The sequence below is a fragment of the Streptomyces stelliscabiei genome (assembly GCF_014873495.1).
GTDB lineage: Bacteria > Actinomycetota > Actinomycetes > Streptomycetales > Streptomycetaceae > Streptomyces > Streptomyces bottropensis.
Window position 1 is genome coordinate 8,830,250 of record NZ_JADBGF010000001.1, and the last position, 17,369, is coordinate 8,847,618.

The following is a 17,369-nucleotide window of genomic DNA, read 5'->3' on the forward strand; positions in this document are numbered from 1 at the left end:
GGGCCCGGCGCGGTCGTCCGCGCCGGGCCCGCCGTATCAGCCGGCCGCCTCGATCTCCTCCGGCGTCGTGGCCCGCAGCTCTCCCTCCTCCATCAGCAGCCACCGGGTGATCCCGATCGACTCCAGGAACGGCAGGTCGTGGCTCGCCACGATCAGCGCCCCCTCGTACGACTCCAGCGCGGTCGTCAGCTGCCGCACGCTCGCCATGTCGAGGTTGTTCGTCGGCTCGTCCAGCATCAGCAGCTGCGGGGCGGGCTCGGCGAGCATCAGCGCGGCGAGGGCGGCCCGGAAGCGTTCCCCGCCGGACAGCGTCGCCGCCGGCTGGTCGGCGCGGGCGCCCCGGAACAGGAAGCGGGCGAGACGGGCCCGGATCCGGTTGTTGGTGGCGTCCGGCGCGAACCGGGCCACGTTCTCGGCGACCGTCAGCTCGTCGTCGAGGACGTCGAGCCGCTGCGGCAGGAACCGCAGCGGAACATGCGCCGTCGTCTCGCCGCGCACCGGCTCCAGCTCGCCCGCGATCGTCCGCAGCAGCGTGGTCTTGCCCGAGCCGTTGCGACCGATCAACGCGATCCGCTCCGGCCCGCGCAGGTCGAGCCCGCCCTTCACCCGGGCGCCGTACCTCAGTTCCAGGTCCAGCAGGGTGAGGACGGAACGCCCCGGCGGCACGGCCGTGTACGGCAGCTCGACGCGGATCTCGTCCTCGTCCCGTACGGCCTCCACCGCCTCGTCGAGCCGCTCCTTCGCCCCGGCGAGCCGTTCCTCGTGCAGGATGCGGTGCTTGCCCGCGGACTCCTGGGCCGCCCGCTTGCGCAGGCCCGCGACGATCTTCGGCACCCGCTTCTGGTCCTGCATCTTCTGCCCGAACCGCTTGCGCCGGGCCAACTTGACCTGGGCGTCGATCAGTTCGCGCTTCTGCTTCTTCAGGTCCGTCTCGGCGACCCGCACCATCCGCTCGGCGGCCTCCTGTTCCGTGGCGAGGGCCTCCTCGTAGGCGGAGAAGTTGCCGCCGTACCAGGTGACCTCGCCGGCGTGCAGATCCGCGATCTGGTCGACCAGGTCCAGGAGTTCACGGTCGTGGCTGACCACGACCATGACCCCGGACCACGCCTCGACGGCCTCGTACAGCCGGCGCCGTGCGAACAGGTCGAGGTTGTTGGTCGGCTCGTCGAGCAGGAGGACGTCGGGCCGGCGCAGCAGCAGCGCGGCCAGGCGCAGCAACACCGACTCGCCGCCCGAGACCTCACCGATCGTGCGGTCCAGGTCGACGTGGCCGAGGCCCAGCTGTCCGAGCGTCGCCAGGGCGCGTTCCTCCACGTCCCAGTCGTCGCCGATCGTCGCGAAGTGCTCCTCGGCCACGTCACCCGCCTCGATGGCGTGCAGCGCGGCACGGGCGGCGGCGATACCGAGCGTCTCGTCGACCCGCAGGCCGGTGTCGAGCGTGACGTTCTGCGGGAGGTAGCCGACCTCGCCGGCCACGCGGACGGTGCCGTCGGTCGGGGTGAGTTCCCCGGCGATCAGCTTCAACAGGGTTGATTTCCCTGAGCCGTTGACACCGACGAGCCCGGTCCGGCCGGGTCCGAAGGCGACCTGCAGATCCTCCAGGACGGGGGTGCCGTCGGGCCAGGCGAACGACAGGGACGTACAGGTGAGAGAGAGGGGAGTAGACATGAGGAACCTCGCGGGTGCGGGAAGCGGCCAGGGGCGACGCGTTCGAAACACCGCGGGGCGACAGGACGGAGGCGGGGAAGAACCCGCTGCCGGCAGGACGGCTCAGACGCCGAGGTCGCACGCAACGCACACACGCGGACGCCGGGATACGGCGGGGTGTGTGACGCGGTGTCTCAGGACCTCAGACGAGCAACGTCCTTCTCCAATCGACGGCAACAGGACCGTGAACCAACGTACGGAGGGCGCCGGAAGGCTGTCAACGCATTAACGCGCGGCCCGCTCAGGGGGGCGGCGCGAGGGGAGGCGGGGAGTGGGGCGGGGCCTCAGCGGGCGTCGTGGGGTGGGACCTCAGCAGGCGTCGCGCATCAGCTGCGCCAGGTCGTGGTCGAGGTCGACATGGTGGTGCTCCAGGCCCAGCGGCACCAGATCGATCGTGCTGTCCAGAAAGCGCCGTACCTCATCGGTGTGGACATGCACCACGGCGGTGCCCTCGGGAGCGTGGAACTCCAGGACCAGCCGCTCGTAGCCGTAGGGGCGGACGCGGACGTCCCCGTAGCCCACGGACTCCTGCATCCCGGTCACGAGCAGTTCACGGGCGAAGGTCCAGCAGACCTCGACGCCCTCCAGCGTGGCCGGGGCGGGGAAGGTCATACGGACGGCGAAGGGGTCGCGACGGTCGTAGTGGAGCGTGGCGGGAATACTCGGCATCCGCGGCGCGGCGGCGACGAGACGGGCCTCTACGGGCTGCTCGATGACGGTGGACAACGCCTTGCTCCCTTGTGACGGGTGGACGGATTCCGGACGACTGAGCCGGGCATTTCAGAAGACGCCGGATCGGGCCGATCCGTGCACATGAGGGTCGAGTGACCTCTGTCACCGAGCCCAATCACCGAGGTGATCGATTTCTCATCGCGTGTTCCGGGACATGGGAGAGGACACCGGACGTCGCCCCGCGGTTCCCGCGGAGGCCATCTGGACGGCACCGGATCGGTGCACTAGCTTCGCCCGCCATGAGGGGCTTGGGGCAGTCGAGGCGGATGAGTCGGACGAGTCGGACGATGGCGACGGGCCTGGCCGCGGTGGCGCTCGCCGCCGCCCTGGCGGTGCCCGCGCAGGCGCACGGGGAGGGCCGGCCACCGCACTGGGAACCGAAGCAGACCGGCACGGACGCGCGCTTTCGCGGTCTGGCCGCCGTCAGCCGGAACAGCGCGTGGCTGGCGGGTTCCGCGGGGACCGTGCTGCGCACCGGCGACGGGGGCAGGACCTGGCGAGACGTCTCGCCGCCCGGCGCACGGGAGTTGCAGTTCCGGGACATCGAGGCGTTCGACGCACGCAGGGCGGTCGTACTGGCCATCGGGGAGGGAGAGGCCTCCCGCGTGTACCGCACGGACGACGGCGGTGCGACGTGGACCGAGTCGTTCCGGAACACCGACCCGCGCGCCTTCTACGACTGCCTCACCTTCTTCGACCCCCGTCACGGACTCGCCATGAGCGATCCGGTCGACGGGAAGTTCCGCCTCCTGTCCACGAAGGACGGCGGTCGGTCCTGGTCGGTCCTGCCGAACGAGGGCATGCCCGCGGCCCTGGAGGGAGAGGCCGGCTTCGCCGCGAGCGGGCAGTGCCTGGTCGGTTCCGGTCCGCGCGACGTCTGGCTCGCGACCGGCGGGGCCGCACGCGCGCGGGTGCTGCACAGCGCCGACCGCGGGCTGACCTGGACGGCCGCCGACACCCCCGTCCCGGCCGGCGATCCGGCCCGTGGCGTCTTCGCGCTCGCCTTCCGCGACCGGGCGCACGGCATCGCCGTCGGCGGCGACTACCGCGCCGACCAGCCGTCCCCCCGGGCCGCGGCCACCACCGGGGACACCGGCCGCACCTGGAAACCCGCCGCGCAGCCGCCGCCCGCCTACCGTTCCGGGGTCGCCTGGCTCCCGTACAGCCGTGCGACCGCTCTCGCCGTCGGCCCCACCGGCACCGACGTCACCACCGACGGGGGCCGCACCTGGCGCACGGTCGACACCGGTTCGTACGACACCGTCGACTGCGCTGCGGACCGGGGCTGCTGGGCGGCGGGCGAGAAGGGGCGCGTGGCCCGGCTGGAGAACTGATCGCCGCGGGGTTGTTCCCACGGCGCTGGGTACCCGTGGCGCTGTTCGAATCACGAAGGGAGTGATCTGCATGCCACGCGGTTCGAGCCCCAAGAGGGAACGCCAGTACGAGCACATCAAGGAGAGCGCCGAGGACCGCGGCGAGAGCCAGTCGCGCGCCAAGGAGATCGCCGCCCGGACGGTCAACAAGGAGCGCGCGCGGTCCGGGGAGTCCAGGACCGCGAGCCGCACCTCCACACAGGACATGTCGTCGGGCAGGCGCGGCGGTCGGCGCTCGCACAAGGGCTCCGAGGGGCTCACGCGCGACCAGCTCTACGAAGAGGCCAGGAAGCGCGGCATCCAAGGCCGTTCGGACATGAACAAGAGCCAGCTCAGGAGCGCCCTCGACAAGTAGCCCCGCACCTGCGCGCCATGGGGGGATGCGTAGGCTCGTCAGCACCATGACGACCGTACGCATCCCGGCGGGCTGGCCCGCCACCGAAGAGCAGGCCCTCGCCGCGCAGGACGAGTTGCGGGGCAAGGTGGTCCTCGACGAGAGCGGACCACCGCCCGGCACCGGGTGCGTCACCGGCGTGGACGTGGCCTACGACGACGAGCGCGACGTCGTCGCGGCGGCGGCCGTGGTGCTCGACGCGGCGACCCTCGACGTGGTGGCCGAGACCACGGCGGTCGGACAGGTCTCCTTCCCCTACGTCCCCGGACTGCTCGCGTTCCGTGAGATCCCGACCGTGCTGGCCGCGCTCGACGCGCTGCCGTGCGACCCCGGTCTCGTCGTCTGCGACGGCTACGGCCTCGCCCACCCGCGCCGCTTCGGCCTCGCCGCCCACCTCGGCGTCCTCACCGGCCTGCCCACGATCGGCGTCGCGAAGAACCCCTTCACCTTCACCCACGACGACCCGGGCACCCCGCGCGGCAGCGCCGCCCCGCTCCTCGCCGGCACCGAGGAGGTGGGCCGCGCCCTGCGCACCCGCGACGGCGTCAAGCCGGTCTTCGTCTCCGTCGGCCACCGGGTGAGCCTCGACAACGCCTGCGCCCACACGCTCGCCCTCACCCCGGCCTACCGCCTCCCGGAGACCACCCGCCGCGCCGACTCCCTCTGTCGCCGGGCCCTGCGGGACACGACCGGCTGAACGCCGGCCCCGGACCCGTGAGCGGGCGCCGGGGCATCGTCGCGCATACGGACGGACCTGATACCTGAGTACGAACTGAGTACGCGTACGGATGCCGGCGCACGTCATGATCGGCAGGCTGTGCCGTATGACGACGCACCGAGCACCGAAGCCCGCCACCGCCCCCACCCACTCCGTCGAGCGGGTCGTGACGACCGGGCTGCTGCTCGCCCTGATCGCGGGGCTGGCCTGGATCGCCGGGATGATCTACACCCTGACGGGGTGGGCCCAGTAGGGCCCACCCGCCCGCCCCGAGGGCGCAGGGAGGGGCCGTCCGCTACCGGGACGCCGCCACCCGGAAGGTGATGCCCGCCGCGCGCAGCCGCTCGATCAGCGCGTCGCCCATCGCGACCGCCGTCGTGACCTGCCCCGCCGTGGCCGGCAGGTCGTCGAGGGCCAGGCACAGGGCGGACTCGGCGAACATCTTCGCCGTCTCGCCGTAGCCGGGGTCGCCGCCCGCGACCTCCGTGAAGACCCGGCGACCGCCGCCCTCGCCCACGAACCGTACCGAGAACCAGCTCTTCGCCCGCTTCTCCGCGCTCGGCCCCTCACCCGGCTTGAGGCGGTCGCCCAACCAGCGCCGCACCGGCGGAACCTGGGCCGCGGCGACGACCGCGCCGACGAACGCGACCCCGCCCACCGCGAAGGGCAGGGTCTTCACGGCCGCGTAGTGGCGGTAGCGGAAGTCCGGCCCGTAGCGGGGCAGGGCGCGCGCCGAGCGCTGCACCACCTGCGCGTCGATGGTCGGCAGCGGCAGCGCCCACGCCCCGACCTCCTTGGCGAACCGGGGCGCGCTCACCGGCGCGTACGCCCGCCGCCCCACCATGCGCGGCTCGTGCCGCTTGCGGTCCCGCGCGGCGGCCATCGTCTCCCGGGTGCGCGAGAAGCCGGTGAGCGCGGAGTGGAACGTGCCGCCGGAGAACATCCCCTCGGCGCGCACGAAGCCGTCCACGGTGATCGGCACGTCCTTCGGGAGCTGCCGCACGGTGAAGTACGCGCCCAGGTCGTGCGGTATCGAGTCGAAGCCGGCCGCGTGCACGATCCGGGCGCCGGTCTCCCGCGCGCGTGCGTCGTGCCGGACGTACGTCAGGTCGACGAACTCGGGCTCGCCGGTGAGATCCAGATAGTCGGTGCCCTCGTCGGCGCAGGCGGCCACCAGCTCCTCGCCGTGCGTGATGTACGGACCGACGGTCGTGGCCACCACCCGTGACTGCCGGGCGAGTTCGCGCACCGCCTGCGGATCCGACCCGTCCGCCCGGAGCACACCGATCCCCGCACCGCCGGGCAGTCGCTCGCGCAGGGCCGCCAGTTTCGCCGCGTCGCGCCCGGCGATCGCCCAGCGCAGCCCCTTCGGCGCGTGCGCGGCGAGATACTCCGCGGTGAGTTCCCCGACGAACCCCGTGGCCCCGTAGAGCACGACGTCGTACGCCCGATCCGGCCTGTTCTGCCCGCTCATTGCACCCCTCAGCACTCGCCCACGCGCCGTTGTCGGTGGCTGAGGCTAGCGTGAGGGACGAGCAGCCGAGCGCGCGGGATCCGGAGGTGGCCGTGACCGTACCCAGGAACGCCCTGAAAAAGTGGCAGAAGGTACGCGAGTTCGCCCTCGCCATGCCCGGTGCCGTCGAGGAGTTCCCCTGGGGCGAGAGCGTCGCGAAGGTCAACAGGAAGGTGTTCGTGTTCCTCGGTACGGATGACGGCGGCCATCCGCTGGGCGTCACCGTCAAGCTCAGGGACGAGGAGACCCATGCCCACGCCCTGAGCTGCCCCGGCGCCGAGCCCGCCGGGTACGGCCTGGGCAAGGCCGGGTGGGTGCGCGTCCCGCTTCAGGAGAAGGGCGCCCCGGCCGCGGAGCTGCTGTGCGACTGGGTCGAGGAGAGCTACCGCGTGATCGCCCCGAAGAAGCTGATAGCGGAGCTGGACGCCCGCTGACTCCGGCGCCGGAAGCCGGGCCGTGCGGGCTGACACGTGCGGCGACTCCGGGCACAATGACCGAGCGTCGATGACTAAGCGTTTGCTCATTCGGGGCTTGTGTGGAGTGGGTCCCGTTCCTAACATCACCGGTGTTACATCAAATGTGTCACAGAGCATGGGGGCTCGATGACAGTGGCGAAGACGCCCGGCCACGGCCCGCTCGCCGGTGTGCGCGTGGTGGAACTCGCGGGCATCGGCCCGGGACCGTTCGCCGCCATGCTCCTCGCCGACCTCGGCGCCGACGTCGTCCGCGTCGACCGGCCGGGCGGCACGGGCCTCGCCGTGAACCCCCTGTACGACGTCACCAACCGCAACAAGCGCTCGGTGGTCGTCGACCTGAAGTCCCCGGCCGGCCCGGACCTCGTCCTCGACCTGGCCGACCGCGCCGACATCCTGATCGAGGGCTACCGGCCGGGCGTCGCCGAGCGCCTCGGTGTCGGCCCCGAGACCTGCCACGCCCGCAACCCGCGCCTCGTCTACGGCCGGATGACCGGCTGGGGCCAGCAGGGCCCGCTCGCCCGGCGCGCCGGGCACGACATCGCCTACATCGCCCTGACCGGCACCCTCGGCATGATCGGTGCCCCGGACACCCCGCCGCCCGCCCCCGCCAACCTGCTCGGCGACTACGCGGGCGGCTCCCTCTACCTCGTCGTCGGCGTCCTCGCCGCCCTCCACCACGCCCGTGCGACCGGCGCCGGCCAGGTCGTGGACGCGGCCATCGTCGACGGCACCGCGCACCTCTCCGCGATGATCCACGGCATGCTCGCCGCCGGCGGCTGGCAGGACCGCCGCGCCGCCAACCTCCTCGACGGCGGCTGCCCCTTCTACGGCACGTACGAGACGGCCGACGGCCGGTACATGGCCGTCGGCGCGCTTGAACAGCAGTTCTACGCCGAGTTCGTCGACCTCCTCGGCATCGCGGACCGGGCCCCGGCCCGCAAGGACGTGGCCGCCTGGGGCGAGCTGCGCGAGAGCGTCGCGGCCCGCTTCAGAAGCCGTACGAGGGACGAGTGGACGGCCGTCTTCGAGGGCTCCGACGCCTGTGTGGCCCCGGTCCTGTCGCTGAGCGAGGCCCCGCACCACCCGCACCTCGCGGCCCGGGGCACCTTCACCGACTTCGGCGGCATCACCCAGCCCGCCCCCGCGCCCCGTTTCTCCGCCACCCACACCTCCGTCCGCGGCGGACCGGCACAGCCGGGCGCCGACACCGCCGACGTGGCCCACGACTGGGGCATACCGGGCCTGTCGCAGAACGCCTCCGTCGGGGACGGCCCGGCGCCGGACGCCTCTCCCGCCGGTGCCTTCCCGCCGGCCGGCGCCTCCCCGTCGGACGCGTCCGCCGAGGACACCGCCTGACACCGGCCCCCGGGCCGTACCCTCCCGCACTGGAAAGGCCAGACTCGTGAGCACCGAAGCGTACGTGTACGACGCGATCCGCACCCCGCGCGGCCGCGGCAAGGCCGACGGCTCCCTGCACGGCACCAAGCCCATCGACCTCGTCGTCGGCCTGATCCACGAGGTCCGGCGGCGCTTCCCCGGCCTCGATCCGGCCGCCGTCGACGACATCGTGCTCGGCGTCGTGGGCCCGGTGGGCGACCAGGGCTCCGACATCGCCCGCACCGCCGCGATCGCCGCCGGGCTGCCGGACACGGTGGCCGGCGTCCAGGAGAACCGCTTCTGCGCCTCGGGCCTGGAGGCCGTCAACCTGGCCGCCGCGAAGGTCCGTTCGGGCTGGGAGGACCTGGTGCTCGCGGGCGGTGTCGAGTCGATGTCCCGGGTGCCGATGGCCTCGGACGGCGGAGCCTGGTTCAACGACCCGATGACCAACCTGGCCGTCAACTTCGTACCGCAGGGCATCGGCGCCGACCTCATCGCCACGATCGAGGGCTTCACCCGGCGCGATGTCGACGAGTACGCGGCACTGTCCCAGGAGCGTGCGGCCGCCGCCTGGAAGGACGGCCGCTTCGACCGCTCCGTCGTCCCCGTCACCGACCGCGCCGGTCTCGTGGTGCTCGACCACGACGAGTACATGCGTCCCGGCACGACGGCCGACTCGCTCGCCAAGCTCAAGCCGTCGTTCGCCGACATCGGCGACCTGGGCGGCTTCGACGCGGTGGCGCTGCAGGAGTACCACTGGGTCGAGGAGATCGACCACGTCCACCACGCGGGCAACTCCTCCGGCATCGTGGACGGCGCCTCGCTCGTCGCCATCGGCAGCAGGGAGATGGGCGAGCGGTACGGCCTGCGCCCGCGCGCCCGGATCGTCTCCGCCGCCGTCTCCGGCTCCGAGCCCACCATCATGCTCACCGGCCCCGCCCCCGCGACCCGCAAGGCCCTCGCCAAGGCCGGGCTGACCATCGACGACATCGACCTCGTCGAGATCAACGAGGCGTTCGCGGCGGTGGTGCTCCGCTTCGTGCGGGACATGGGCCTCTCGCTCGACAAGGTCAACGTCAACGGCGGCTCGATCGCGCTCGGCCACCCGCTCGGCGCGACCGGCGCGATGATCCTCGGCACCCTCGTCGACGAGCTGGAGCGGCAGGACAAGCGGTACGGACTGGCCACGCTCTGCGTGGGCGGCGGCATGGGCATCGCGACGATCGTGGAACGCGTCTGAGACGGCCGGCGGATCACGCGTCGCCGACGCACGACGCGGATCGCACGACGCGGATCGCACGACGCCGATCGCACGACGCCGATCGCACAACGCGATCACCCGACCCAAGACTTCTGCGGAAAGACTCTACGGAGACCCTGTCATGACACAGAGCACCACCATCCGCTGGGAACAGGACCGCACGGGCCTCGTCACCCTCGTCATCGACGACCCGAACCAGTCCGCGAACACCATGAACCAGGCGTTCCGCGACTCCCTCGCCGTGACCACCGACCGGCTGGAGGCAGAGAAGGACAGCATTCGCGGCGTCATCATCACCTCCGCCAAGAAGACCTTCTTCGCCGGCGGCGACCTCCGCGACCTCATCAAGGTCACCCCCGAGACCGCGCAGCAGCTGTTCGACGGCGGCCTGGAGATCAAACGCAACCTGCGCCGCATCGAGACCCTGGGCAAGCCCGTGGTCGCGGCCATCAACGGCGCCGCCCTGGGCGGCGGTTACGAACTGGCCCTCGCCTGCCACCACCGCGTCGCCCTCGACGCCCCCGGCTCGAAGATCGGCTGCCCCGAGGTCACCCTCGGCCTGCTGCCCGGCGGCGGGGGCATCGCCCGCACCGTACGCCTGCTGGGCATCGCCGACGCCCTGCTGAAGGTGCTGCTGCAGGGCACCCAGTACAGCCCGCACCATGCCCTGGAGAACGGCCTGATCCACGAAGTGGCCGCCACGCAGGACGAGTTGATGGACAAGGCCCGCGCCTTCATCGACGCCAACCCCGAGTCGCGGCAGCCCTGGGACCAGCCCGGCCACCGCATCCCGGGCGGCACCCCCGCCCACCCCAAGTTCGCGGCGAACCTGCCCGCCTTCCCCGCCACGCTGCGCAAGCAGACGAACGGCGCGCCCTACCCGGCCCCGCGCAGCATCCTCGCCGCCGCCGTCGAGGGCGCCCAGGTCGACTTCGAGACGGCCCAGGTCATCGAGGCGCGCTACTTCGTGGAGCTGGCCGCCGGGCAGACGTCGAAGAACATGATCCAGGCCTTCTTCTTCGACCTCCAGGCCGTCAACTCCGGCGCGAACCGCCCCCAGGGCATCGAGCCGCGCCAGGTCCGCAGGGCCGCCGTCCTCGGCGCCGGGATGATGGGCGCCGGCATCGCGTACTCCTGCGCCCGCGCGGGCATCGACGTCGTCCTGAAGGACGTGACGCCCGAAGCGGCCGCGAAGGGCAAGGAGTACTCGCGGAAGCTCTGCGCCAAGGCGGTCGCCAAGGGCCGGACCACGCAGGAGAAGGCCGACGCGCTCCTCGCCCGCATCACCCCGACCGCCGACCCGGCCGACCTCGCGGGCTGCGACGCCGTCATCGAGGCCGTGTTCGAGAACACCGAGCTGAAGCACAAGGTCTTCCAGGAGATCGAGGGGGTCGTGGCACCGGACGCGCTGCTCTGCTCCAACACCTCCACCCTCCCCATCACCGAGCTGGCCGAGGGTGTCGTCCGCCGGTCCGACTTCATCGGCCTGCACTTCTTCTCACCCGTCGACAAGATGCCGCTCGTCGAGATCATCAAGGGCGAGCAGACGGGAGAGGAGGCCCTGGCCCGCGCCTTCGACCTGGTCCGCCAGATCAGGAAGACCCCGATCGTCGTCAACGACTCCCGCGGCTTCTTCACCTCCCGGGTCATCGGCCACTTCATCAACGAGGGCGTCGCGATGGTGGGGGAGGGCATCGAGCCCGCCTCCGTGGAACAGGCGGCTGCCCAGGCGGGCTACCCCGCCAAGGTCCTCTCCCTCATGGACGAGCTGACCCTCACCCTGCCCCGCAAGATCCGCGCCGAGTCACGGCGGGCCGTGGAGGAGGCGGGCGGCACGTGGGTGGAGCACCCCGCCGACGCGGTCATCGACCGCATGGTCGACGAGTTCGCCCGGCCCGGCCGCAGCGGTGGCGGCGGCTTCTACGACTACGGCCCCGACGGCCGGCGCGCCAAGCTCTGGCCCGGCCTGCGCGAACACTTCACCAGGCCCGGGTACCGGATCCCCTTCGAGGACATGCAGGAACGCATGCTCTTCGCGGAGGCCCTGGACACCGTCCGCCTCCTCGAAGAGGGCGTCCTGACCTCCGTCGCCGACGCCAACATCGGCTCCCTCCTCGGCATCGGCTTCCCCGGCTGGACCGGCGGCGTCCTCCAGTACATCAACGGCTACGAGGGCGGCCTCCCCGGCTTCGTGACCCGGGCCGAAGAACTCACCGCCCGCTACGGCCCCCGCTTCACCCCACCGGCCCTGCTACGGGAAAAGGCCCAGAGGGGAGAACCCTTCACAGACGCGTAAGCCCTCCGGGCGGGGCGCGTCGTCCGGCTGCGGCCCGGTGGGGGTTGCTCGCGCGATTCCCCGCGCCCCTAAAAACCCAGGCCCTGGCGGGCCTGAAACAGCCGAGGCCATGGCGGGCTCAGAACAGCCCAGGCTCCGCGGCCGTAAGGCAGTGGGCGCAGCCCCTGCTTTTCAGGGGCGCGGGGAACTGCGCGAGAAGCCCCACCGGGCCCGCAGCCGGGGGTCGAAGGGGCGCAGCCCCTGGGGATGGGACGGGTAGGGGCTGCCGGGGCGAAACACCCCCCGGCAGCCCCCACCCCCTCAAGACTCCACCACCCACCCCCGCAACTCCTCCGTCAACGACCGCTGAAAGGTCGTCAACAACGCCTGCACGACCAGCGGTTGCATACGTCCCGACAGCGACCGCGCAACCTGCGCATCCCGCCCCGCCACCGCCTCCCGGAACAACCGAGACAACTCCCCCGCGGCAGCACGCGCATACTCGATCAACACACCCCGCGCCGCGAGAATCGACTCCTCGGACAGGGGCACATCGAGCAGCTCCACCCCGAGCCGCAACAACCCCACATCCACCCGCAGAGCGTCCCCGTCCCGCTCGACCACCCCCATCGCGAGCAGCCGCTCCACCTCCGCCTCCCCCAGAGCCCGCCCGGCCCGCCGGTCCAGCTCCTCCCGCGTCACCGTCTCCACCGCGTCCGGCGCCCACGACGCCACCACCGCACGCTGCAGCGCGAGATCGCGCGGCGTGAGATCCGCCGGCAGCCGGCCCAGATACCGTTCGACGGCCGCGAGGGTCATGCCCTGCCGCTGCAGCTCCTCGATCAGCGCGAGCCGCGCGAGGTGATCCCGCCCGTAGTGACCGACCCGGCGGGGCCCGATCACCGGCGGCGGCAACAGCCCCCGGGTGCCGTAGAAGCGGACCGTGCGCACCGTGACTCCCGCCCGCGCGGCCAGCTCGTCGACGGTGAGAACGATCTCTCCGGCGCCCTCGACGGCGCCCTCGCCGGAGCCGCCGCCGGCGCTCTGCGCGGTGTCGGTGGTCATGCACAGCAGTATCGCTGTCGCACCCGTGCCGTGACATCCGGACGGCCGATTGTCAGTACCACCCCGTACGGTGGCGTCATGTCGGGGATCACCTACGTCCGCGGGGACGCCACCACGCCGCTGGGCAAGGGCGTCAAGATCATCGCGCATGTCTGCAACGACATGGGCGGCTGGGGCAAGGGCTTCGTCCTCGCCCTCTCCCGCCACTGGCCGGAACCGGAGGCCGCCTACCGCGCCTGGCACCGCGACCGGGCGCGCAACGACTTCGGACTCGGTGCCGCCCAGTTCGTGCGGGTGGGCCCGTACACGTGGGTGGCGAACCTGATAGGCCAGCACGGCACCCGCACCGGCAGCAAGGGCGCACCCGTCCGGTACGAGGCCATCGACACCGCCCTCGGCCTGCTCGCGGACAAGGCCCTGGAGCTGGAGGCCTCGGTCCACATGCCCCGTATCGGCTGCGGGCTCGCGGGCGGCACATGGTCCCGGGTGGAACCGCTGACAGCCGACCGCCTGGTGCGCCGCGGGATACCGGTGACGGTGTACGACCACGGGGACTGAACCCGGGCCGGGGCGCGATACCGCCGGGACGCGAGCGGGTAGGGCACCCGTATGGAACTGCTCCCGATGGACATCGGCCCGCTCAACCCGGTCGTCGCGGAACTCGTCGTCGCGGCGCTGCTGTTCGCCCTGGTGTTCCTCTTCTTCGTCCGGCTCGTGCCCCGGGTCCAGCGGGTCCTCGACGAACGGGAGGCGGCGACCAAGGGAACCGAGGCGCAGGCGGAAGCCCTGCGGGAGGAGATCCGGATCAAGCGGGCGGAGGTGGCGCGGACCCTGGCCGAGGCCCGTCACGAGGCAGCCCGCATCCGTCAGCGCGCCCACGAGGAGGGTGCCGCCCTGATCGCCGAGGCCCGCGCCGACGCCCACCGCGAGGCCACCACCCTCCTCGCCGAGGGTCGCGCCCGCCTCGGCGCCGACCGTGCCAGGGCCGAGGCCGAACTCGGCGTCCACGTCTCCGCGCTGGCCTCGGACCTCGCCGGCAGAATCATCGGCGAACCGGTCGAGGCGGAGGTCCAGCCGCGCCCCTGAGGCTCACGGCCCTGCGAGCGGCTCCTTTCGGCCACAGGCGTGGCCGAAGCCCCGCGAACCCCAATGATGCCTCTTTTGCACGGGAGTTGACCGCAGTACCGTCCGCGCATGCCGATACCTGTGCGACGCACACGCTTCACGACCTGGAGATCGCTCGCGACGGCGGTCACGGCCGCCGCCCTCACCGCCTCGTTCCTCACCCCGGCGGTCGCCGGCACCCCGGCCCCCCGGAAGAGCGAACCGGTCTACTCGTACGACAAGGCCATCCGCGAGGCCGTCTGGGTGGACACCGGGCTCGACGGCGACCGCGACGGGAAGAAGGACCGGGTCGCCGTCGACATCGTCCGTCCGAGCGAACCCGCCCGGCGGGGCCGCAAGATCCCCGTGATCATGGACGCCAGCCCGTACTACTCCTGCTGCGGACGCGGCAACGAGAGCCAGCGCAAGACGTACGACGCCCACGGGAACATCGTCCAGACACCGCTGTTCTACGACAACTACTTCGTGCCCCGCGGCTACGCGTTCGTCGCCGTCGACCTCGCCGGCACCAACCGCTCCGACGGCTGTGTGGATGTCGGCGGCCGCTCCGACATCCAGTCCGCCAAGGCGGTCGTCGACTGGCTCAACGGCCGCGGCAGGGCGTACACCACCCGCACGGGCGGCGCGTCGGCCAAGGCCCGCTGGACCAACGGCAGAACCGGCATGATCGGCAAGAGCTACGACGGCACGATCGCCAACGGCGTGGCCGCCACCGGCGTCGAGGGCCTGGAGACCATCGTGCCGATCGGCGCGATCTCCTCCTGGTACGACTACTACTTCGCCAAGGGAGCCCCCCTCTACGACTCGGGTCCCGAGTGGCTCTCCGACTACGTGGAGAGCCCGGGAGCCCGCGCCAAGTGCGGTCACGTCCAGCAGAAACTGGTCGACGGGGCCCCGCGCACCGGCGACCAGACCCCCTTCTGGGCGGAGCGCGACTACGTCAGGAACGTCCGGAAGATCGACGCCAGCGTCTTCGTCGTCCACGGTCAGCAGGACCTGAACGTCCGCCCCAAGCACTTCGGCCAGTGGTGGGACGCCCTTGCCGCGCACGGCGTCGAGCGCAAGATCTGGCTCTCCCAGACCGGCCACGTCGACCCGTTCGACTTCCGCCGCGCGGAGTGGGCCGACACCCTGCACCGCTGGTTCGACCACGAACTCCTCGGTTACGACAACGGCATCGACGACGAGCCCATGGCCGACATCGAACGCCACCCGGACCAGTGGGAGACGTCCACGCTCTGGCCGCCGCGCGCGACGAAGACCGCGACCCTCCGCCCGGCGAAGGGCAGCGCACCGGGCGTCGGCACCCTCGGCCTGCGCAAGCGGTCCGGCACCGAGTCCTTCACCGACGACCCGGCGCTGGACGAGACCGACTGGGCCGCGCACGTCGACAGGTCCACCCCCGACAAGGCGGGCTTCGTCACGGCTCCCCTCACCAGGGACCTGCGGCTGTCCGGCTCCTCCAAGGTCACCGTCACCGCCACGCCCACCACCTCCGTCGCCCACCTCTCGGCGGTCCTGGTCGACCTCGGCCCGGACACCATCCGTGACTACGCGGCGGCGGGCGAGGGCATCACCACTCTCACCGAGCGCACCTGCTGGGGCCCGAGCACCACCGGCGACAGCTCATGCTTCCGGGAGACCCGGGCGAAGACGGCCGACGTGGAGTACACGATCTTCAGCCGCGGCTGGGCCGACCTCGGCAACCACTCCTCGGGCACCGGAGCCCCGCTCACGCCCGGCACCCCGTACACGATCACGCTCGACCTGCACGCGAGCGACCACGTCGTCCCGGCGGGCCACCGTCTCGCGCTGATCGTCGCGGGCACCGACAAGGACCTGATCGACCCGCCGGCCGCCACGCCCACCCTGACCATCGACCTCCGGAAGACCTCCGCGAAGGTTCCGCTGGTCGGCGGTGCCGCCGCCTTCGAGAGGGCGACCACCGGCGCCACGGCCACCCCGGGGGCCACCGTGCTCGACGGCGTGCGCGACCCGGGCCGGGCCGCGCGCGTGCCCGGCGGTACGGCGTGAGGGCCCGGATCGCGGCGCTGATCGCCACCGCCCTCGCCGCACCCCTGCTGTCGACGCCCGCGTACGCGACGGACACCGCCCCGCCGCGCACCGGGTTCGAGCGGTCGGGCGGCGCCCGCTGGACCACTCAGCCCGAGGAGCAGGAGTTCCTGGCCGCCGTCGACCGGGCGAGCGACCGTGTGGCGCTCGCCCGGATCGGCACGACCGGGCAGGGCCGCCCGCTCCAGCTCGTCCGCGTCGGCGCCCGGTCCGCCTCGCGCACGGTCCTGCTCATCTGCAGCCAGCACGGCGACGAGCCCTCGGGCCGCGAGGCCTGCCTCACCACGATCCGTGACCTGGCTCGGTCCGGGGACGAGCGGACCCGGCGGCTGCTGCGGTCCACCACCGTTCTCGTCGTCCCCACGGCCAACCCCGACGGCCGGGCCGCCGACACCCGAGGCAACGCCGACGGCGTCGACATCAACCGCGACCACCTCGCCCTGCGCACGGCCGAGGCACGGGCGCTCGCCACCGTCCAGCGCGACCACGCACCCGACGTCGTCTACGACCTGCACGAATACGGTGCCACACCCCAGTACTACGACAAGGACCTCTTCGACCTCTGGCCCCGCAACCTCAACACCGACGCGGCCGTCCACGCCGAGGCCCGCACCCTCTCCCTGGACCACGTGCGCCCGGCCGCGCGGGCGGCAGGCCACTCGACCGGCACCTACGGCATCTGGACCGACCCGGTCACCGGCGACCCGATCCGTCAGGTCGCCGGTGACGGCCAGGAACGCATCCTGCGGAACATGTCCGGAATCAAGCACTCGGTCGGACTGCTGATCGAGAGCCGCGTGGAACCGGCGGCAGGCGGCACCGAGGGACCGGCCAACCACCTTCGCCGGGTGAACTCGCAGCTCGCGGCCCTGAAGGGGCTGTTCGCCTTCGCCGGTGAACGCGGCCGACGGGTCGACCGGGTGACCGGCGCGGCCCGTCTCGCCGGCCTGCGCGACACCGGCCCGGTCTACGTCGGCGGCGCCGACAACGACCCGGCCGAACCCGCCGAGGTGATCCAGGACCCGCCCTGCGGCTACCGGCTCACCGAACACCAGTACGAAGAGTTCGCGGACGAGCTGGCCCTGCACGGCGTCCGCGTACGGCCCGAGGGCGACGGCGACGGCGTACTCGTACCGCTGCGCCAGCGGCTGCGGGCGCTCGTGCCGCTGTTGCTCGACGAGCGGGCGCCGTACCACCTGACGGAGGGAGTGCCCGACACCACCTGTTGAACAAGAAAGTGTCGAGGTCACATGTGATAGGCGTTCCTGGGCAGGAGAGGG

General features: G+C 72.3%; 16 protein-coding genes. 12 read left to right on the plus strand and 4 right to left on the minus strand.

The genetic code is table 11. The features are described 5' to 3' along the window. Nucleotides 1–36 precede the first annotated feature (36 nt). Nucleotides 37–1,668, minus strand: coding sequence for an ABC-F family ATP-binding cassette domain-containing protein (locus H4687_RS38825; RefSeq protein ID WP_046914538.1), 1,632 nt, complete (start codon nucleotides 1,666–1,668; stop codon nucleotides 37–39). 348 nt (nucleotides 1,669–2,016) lie between these two features. After that, nucleotides 2,017–2,433, minus strand: coding sequence for a spore wall synthesis regulator SsgD (locus tag H4687_RS38830; RefSeq protein WP_046920197.1), 417 nt, complete (start codon nucleotides 2,431–2,433; stop codon nucleotides 2,017–2,019). A 293-nt stretch (nucleotides 2,434–2,726) separates the two neighbouring features. Between H4687_RS38830 and H4687_RS38835 the strand changes: the two genes are divergently transcribed. From H4687_RS38835 to mmpA, 4 genes are all read left to right on the plus strand, one after another. After that, the gene (locus H4687_RS38835) at nucleotides 2,727–3,773 is read left to right on the plus strand and encodes a WD40/YVTN/BNR-like repeat-containing protein (RefSeq protein WP_046920196.1); all 1,047 of its coding nucleotides are present in this window, start codon (nucleotides 2,727–2,729) and stop codon (nucleotides 3,771–3,773) included. A gap of 70 nt (nucleotides 3,774–3,843) precedes the next feature. Continuing rightward, nucleotides 3,844–4,167, plus strand: a complete 324-nt coding sequence (locus H4687_RS38840) for a hypothetical protein (protein WP_046920195.1) — start codon at nucleotides 3,844–3,846, stop codon at nucleotides 4,165–4,167. Between the two features lie 46 nt (nucleotides 4,168–4,213). Beyond that, nucleotides 4,214–4,903 carry an endonuclease V gene (locus H4687_RS38845; RefSeq protein ID WP_192781767.1) on the plus strand — a complete coding sequence of 230 codons (690 nt, stop codon included), beginning with the start codon at nucleotides 4,214–4,216 and terminating at the stop codon, nucleotides 4,901–4,903. 127 nt (nucleotides 4,904–5,030) lie between these two features. Then, nucleotides 5,031–5,177, plus strand: coding sequence for a morphogenic membrane protein MmpA (gene mmpA, locus H4687_RS38850; protein WP_225966950.1), 147 nt, complete (start codon nucleotides 5,031–5,033; stop codon nucleotides 5,175–5,177). Between the two features lie 42 nt (nucleotides 5,178–5,219). Here the strand turns inward: mmpA and H4687_RS38855 are convergent, their stop codons facing one another. Further along, nucleotides 5,220–6,398: a saccharopine dehydrogenase family protein gene (locus tag H4687_RS38855; RefSeq protein WP_046918883.1), complete on the minus strand. Its 1,179-nt coding sequence runs from the start codon at nucleotides 6,396–6,398 to the stop codon at nucleotides 5,220–5,222. 92 nt (nucleotides 6,399–6,490) lie between these two features. On the opposite strand from H4687_RS38855, the gene H4687_RS38860 reads away from it, so the two are divergent. From H4687_RS38860 to H4687_RS38875, 4 genes are all read left to right on the plus strand, one after another. Continuing rightward, complete coding sequence (locus H4687_RS38860) at nucleotides 6,491–6,871, plus strand: MmcQ/YjbR family DNA-binding protein (protein WP_046918884.1); 381 nt, start codon at nucleotides 6,491–6,493, stop codon at nucleotides 6,869–6,871. Nucleotides 6,872–7,039: 168 nt separating this feature from the next. Next, complete coding sequence (locus H4687_RS38865) at nucleotides 7,040–8,269, plus strand: CaiB/BaiF CoA transferase family protein (RefSeq protein ID WP_046918882.1); 1,230 nt, start codon at nucleotides 7,040–7,042, stop codon at nucleotides 8,267–8,269. A 46-nt stretch (nucleotides 8,270–8,315) separates the two neighbouring features. Continuing rightward, nucleotides 8,316–9,530 carry an acetyl-CoA C-acetyltransferase gene (locus tag H4687_RS38870; RefSeq protein WP_046918881.1) on the plus strand — a complete coding sequence of 405 codons (1,215 nt, stop codon included), beginning with the start codon at nucleotides 8,316–8,318 and terminating at the stop codon, nucleotides 9,528–9,530. A gap of 142 nt (nucleotides 9,531–9,672) precedes the next feature. Further along, entirely contained in the window at nucleotides 9,673–11,847 is a 2,175-nt protein-coding gene (locus tag H4687_RS38875; RefSeq protein ID WP_046918880.1) for a 3-hydroxyacyl-CoA dehydrogenase NAD-binding domain-containing protein, read from the plus strand. A gap of 300 nt (nucleotides 11,848–12,147) precedes the next feature. Here H4687_RS38875 and H4687_RS38880 read toward each other — a convergent pair whose 3' ends face one another. Continuing rightward, entirely contained in the window at nucleotides 12,148–12,891 is a 744-nt protein-coding gene (locus tag H4687_RS38880) for a MerR family transcriptional regulator (RefSeq protein ID WP_050398331.1), read from the minus strand. 78 nt (nucleotides 12,892–12,969) lie between these two features. On the opposite strand from H4687_RS38880, the gene H4687_RS38885 reads away from it, so the two are divergent. The 4 genes from H4687_RS38885 to H4687_RS38900 all read left to right on the plus strand — a co-directional run bounded on the left by H4687_RS38885 (nucleotide 12,970) and on the right by H4687_RS38900 (nucleotide 17,318). Next, on the plus strand, nucleotides 12,970–13,449 hold the full coding sequence (locus H4687_RS38885; protein ID WP_046916986.1) for a macro domain-containing protein: 480 nt from the start codon (nucleotides 12,970–12,972) through the stop codon (nucleotides 13,447–13,449). A 51-nt stretch (nucleotides 13,450–13,500) separates the two neighbouring features. Further along, nucleotides 13,501–13,977, plus strand: a complete 477-nt coding sequence (locus H4687_RS38890; RefSeq protein WP_046916985.1) for a F0F1 ATP synthase subunit B family protein — start codon at nucleotides 13,501–13,503, stop codon at nucleotides 13,975–13,977. Nucleotides 13,978–14,085: 108 nt separating this feature from the next. After that, nucleotides 14,086–16,050 (plus strand): Xaa-Pro dipeptidyl-peptidase, encoded by a 1,965-nt coding sequence (locus H4687_RS38895; RefSeq protein WP_046916984.1) that lies wholly within the window; start codon nucleotides 14,086–14,088, stop codon nucleotides 16,048–16,050. Beyond that, nucleotides 16,047–17,318 carry a M14 family metallopeptidase gene (locus H4687_RS38900; RefSeq protein WP_046916983.1) on the plus strand — a complete coding sequence of 424 codons (1,272 nt, stop codon included), beginning with the start codon at nucleotides 16,047–16,049 and terminating at the stop codon, nucleotides 17,316–17,318. The genes H4687_RS38895 and H4687_RS38900 overlap by 4 nt, the downstream gene beginning before the upstream one ends. Nucleotides 17,319–17,369: the final 51 nt, after the last annotated feature.

Excerpts from the sequence above, each read along its gene's own strand:
- H4687_RS38825 (WP_046914538.1), bottom strand. The coding sequence starts at position 1,668 with ATGTCTACTCCCCTCTCTCTCACCTGTACGTCCCTGTCGTTCGCCTGG.
- H4687_RS38835 (WP_046920196.1), top strand. The coding sequence starts at position 2,727 with ATGGCGACGGGCCTGGCCGCGGTGGCGCTCGCCGCCGCCCTGGCGGTG.
- H4687_RS38840 (WP_046920195.1), top strand. The coding sequence starts at position 3,844 with ATGCCACGCGGTTCGAGCCCCAAGAGGGAACGCCAGTACGAGCACATC.
- H4687_RS38845 (WP_192781767.1), top strand. The coding sequence starts at position 4,214 with ATGACGACCGTACGCATCCCGGCGGGCTGGCCCGCCACCGAAGAGCAG.
- mmpA (WP_225966950.1), top strand. The coding sequence starts at position 5,031 with ATGACGACGCACCGAGCACCGAAGCCCGCCACCGCCCCCACCCACTCC.
- H4687_RS38855 (WP_046918883.1), bottom strand. The coding sequence starts at position 6,398 with ATGAGCGGGCAGAACAGGCCGGATCGGGCGTACGACGTCGTGCTCTAC.
- H4687_RS38865 (WP_046918882.1), top strand. The coding sequence starts at position 7,040 with ATGACAGTGGCGAAGACGCCCGGCCACGGCCCGCTCGCCGGTGTGCGC.
- H4687_RS38875 (WP_046918880.1), top strand. The coding sequence starts at position 9,673 with ATGACACAGAGCACCACCATCCGCTGGGAACAGGACCGCACGGGCCTC.
- H4687_RS38880 (WP_050398331.1), bottom strand. The coding sequence starts at position 12,891 with ATGACCACCGACACCGCGCAGAGCGCCGGCGGCGGCTCCGGCGAGGGC.
- H4687_RS38885 (WP_046916986.1), top strand. The coding sequence starts at position 12,970 with ATGTCGGGGATCACCTACGTCCGCGGGGACGCCACCACGCCGCTGGGC.
- H4687_RS38890 (WP_046916985.1), top strand. The coding sequence starts at position 13,501 with ATGGAACTGCTCCCGATGGACATCGGCCCGCTCAACCCGGTCGTCGCG.
- H4687_RS38895 (WP_046916984.1), top strand. The coding sequence starts at position 14,086 with ATGCCGATACCTGTGCGACGCACACGCTTCACGACCTGGAGATCGCTC.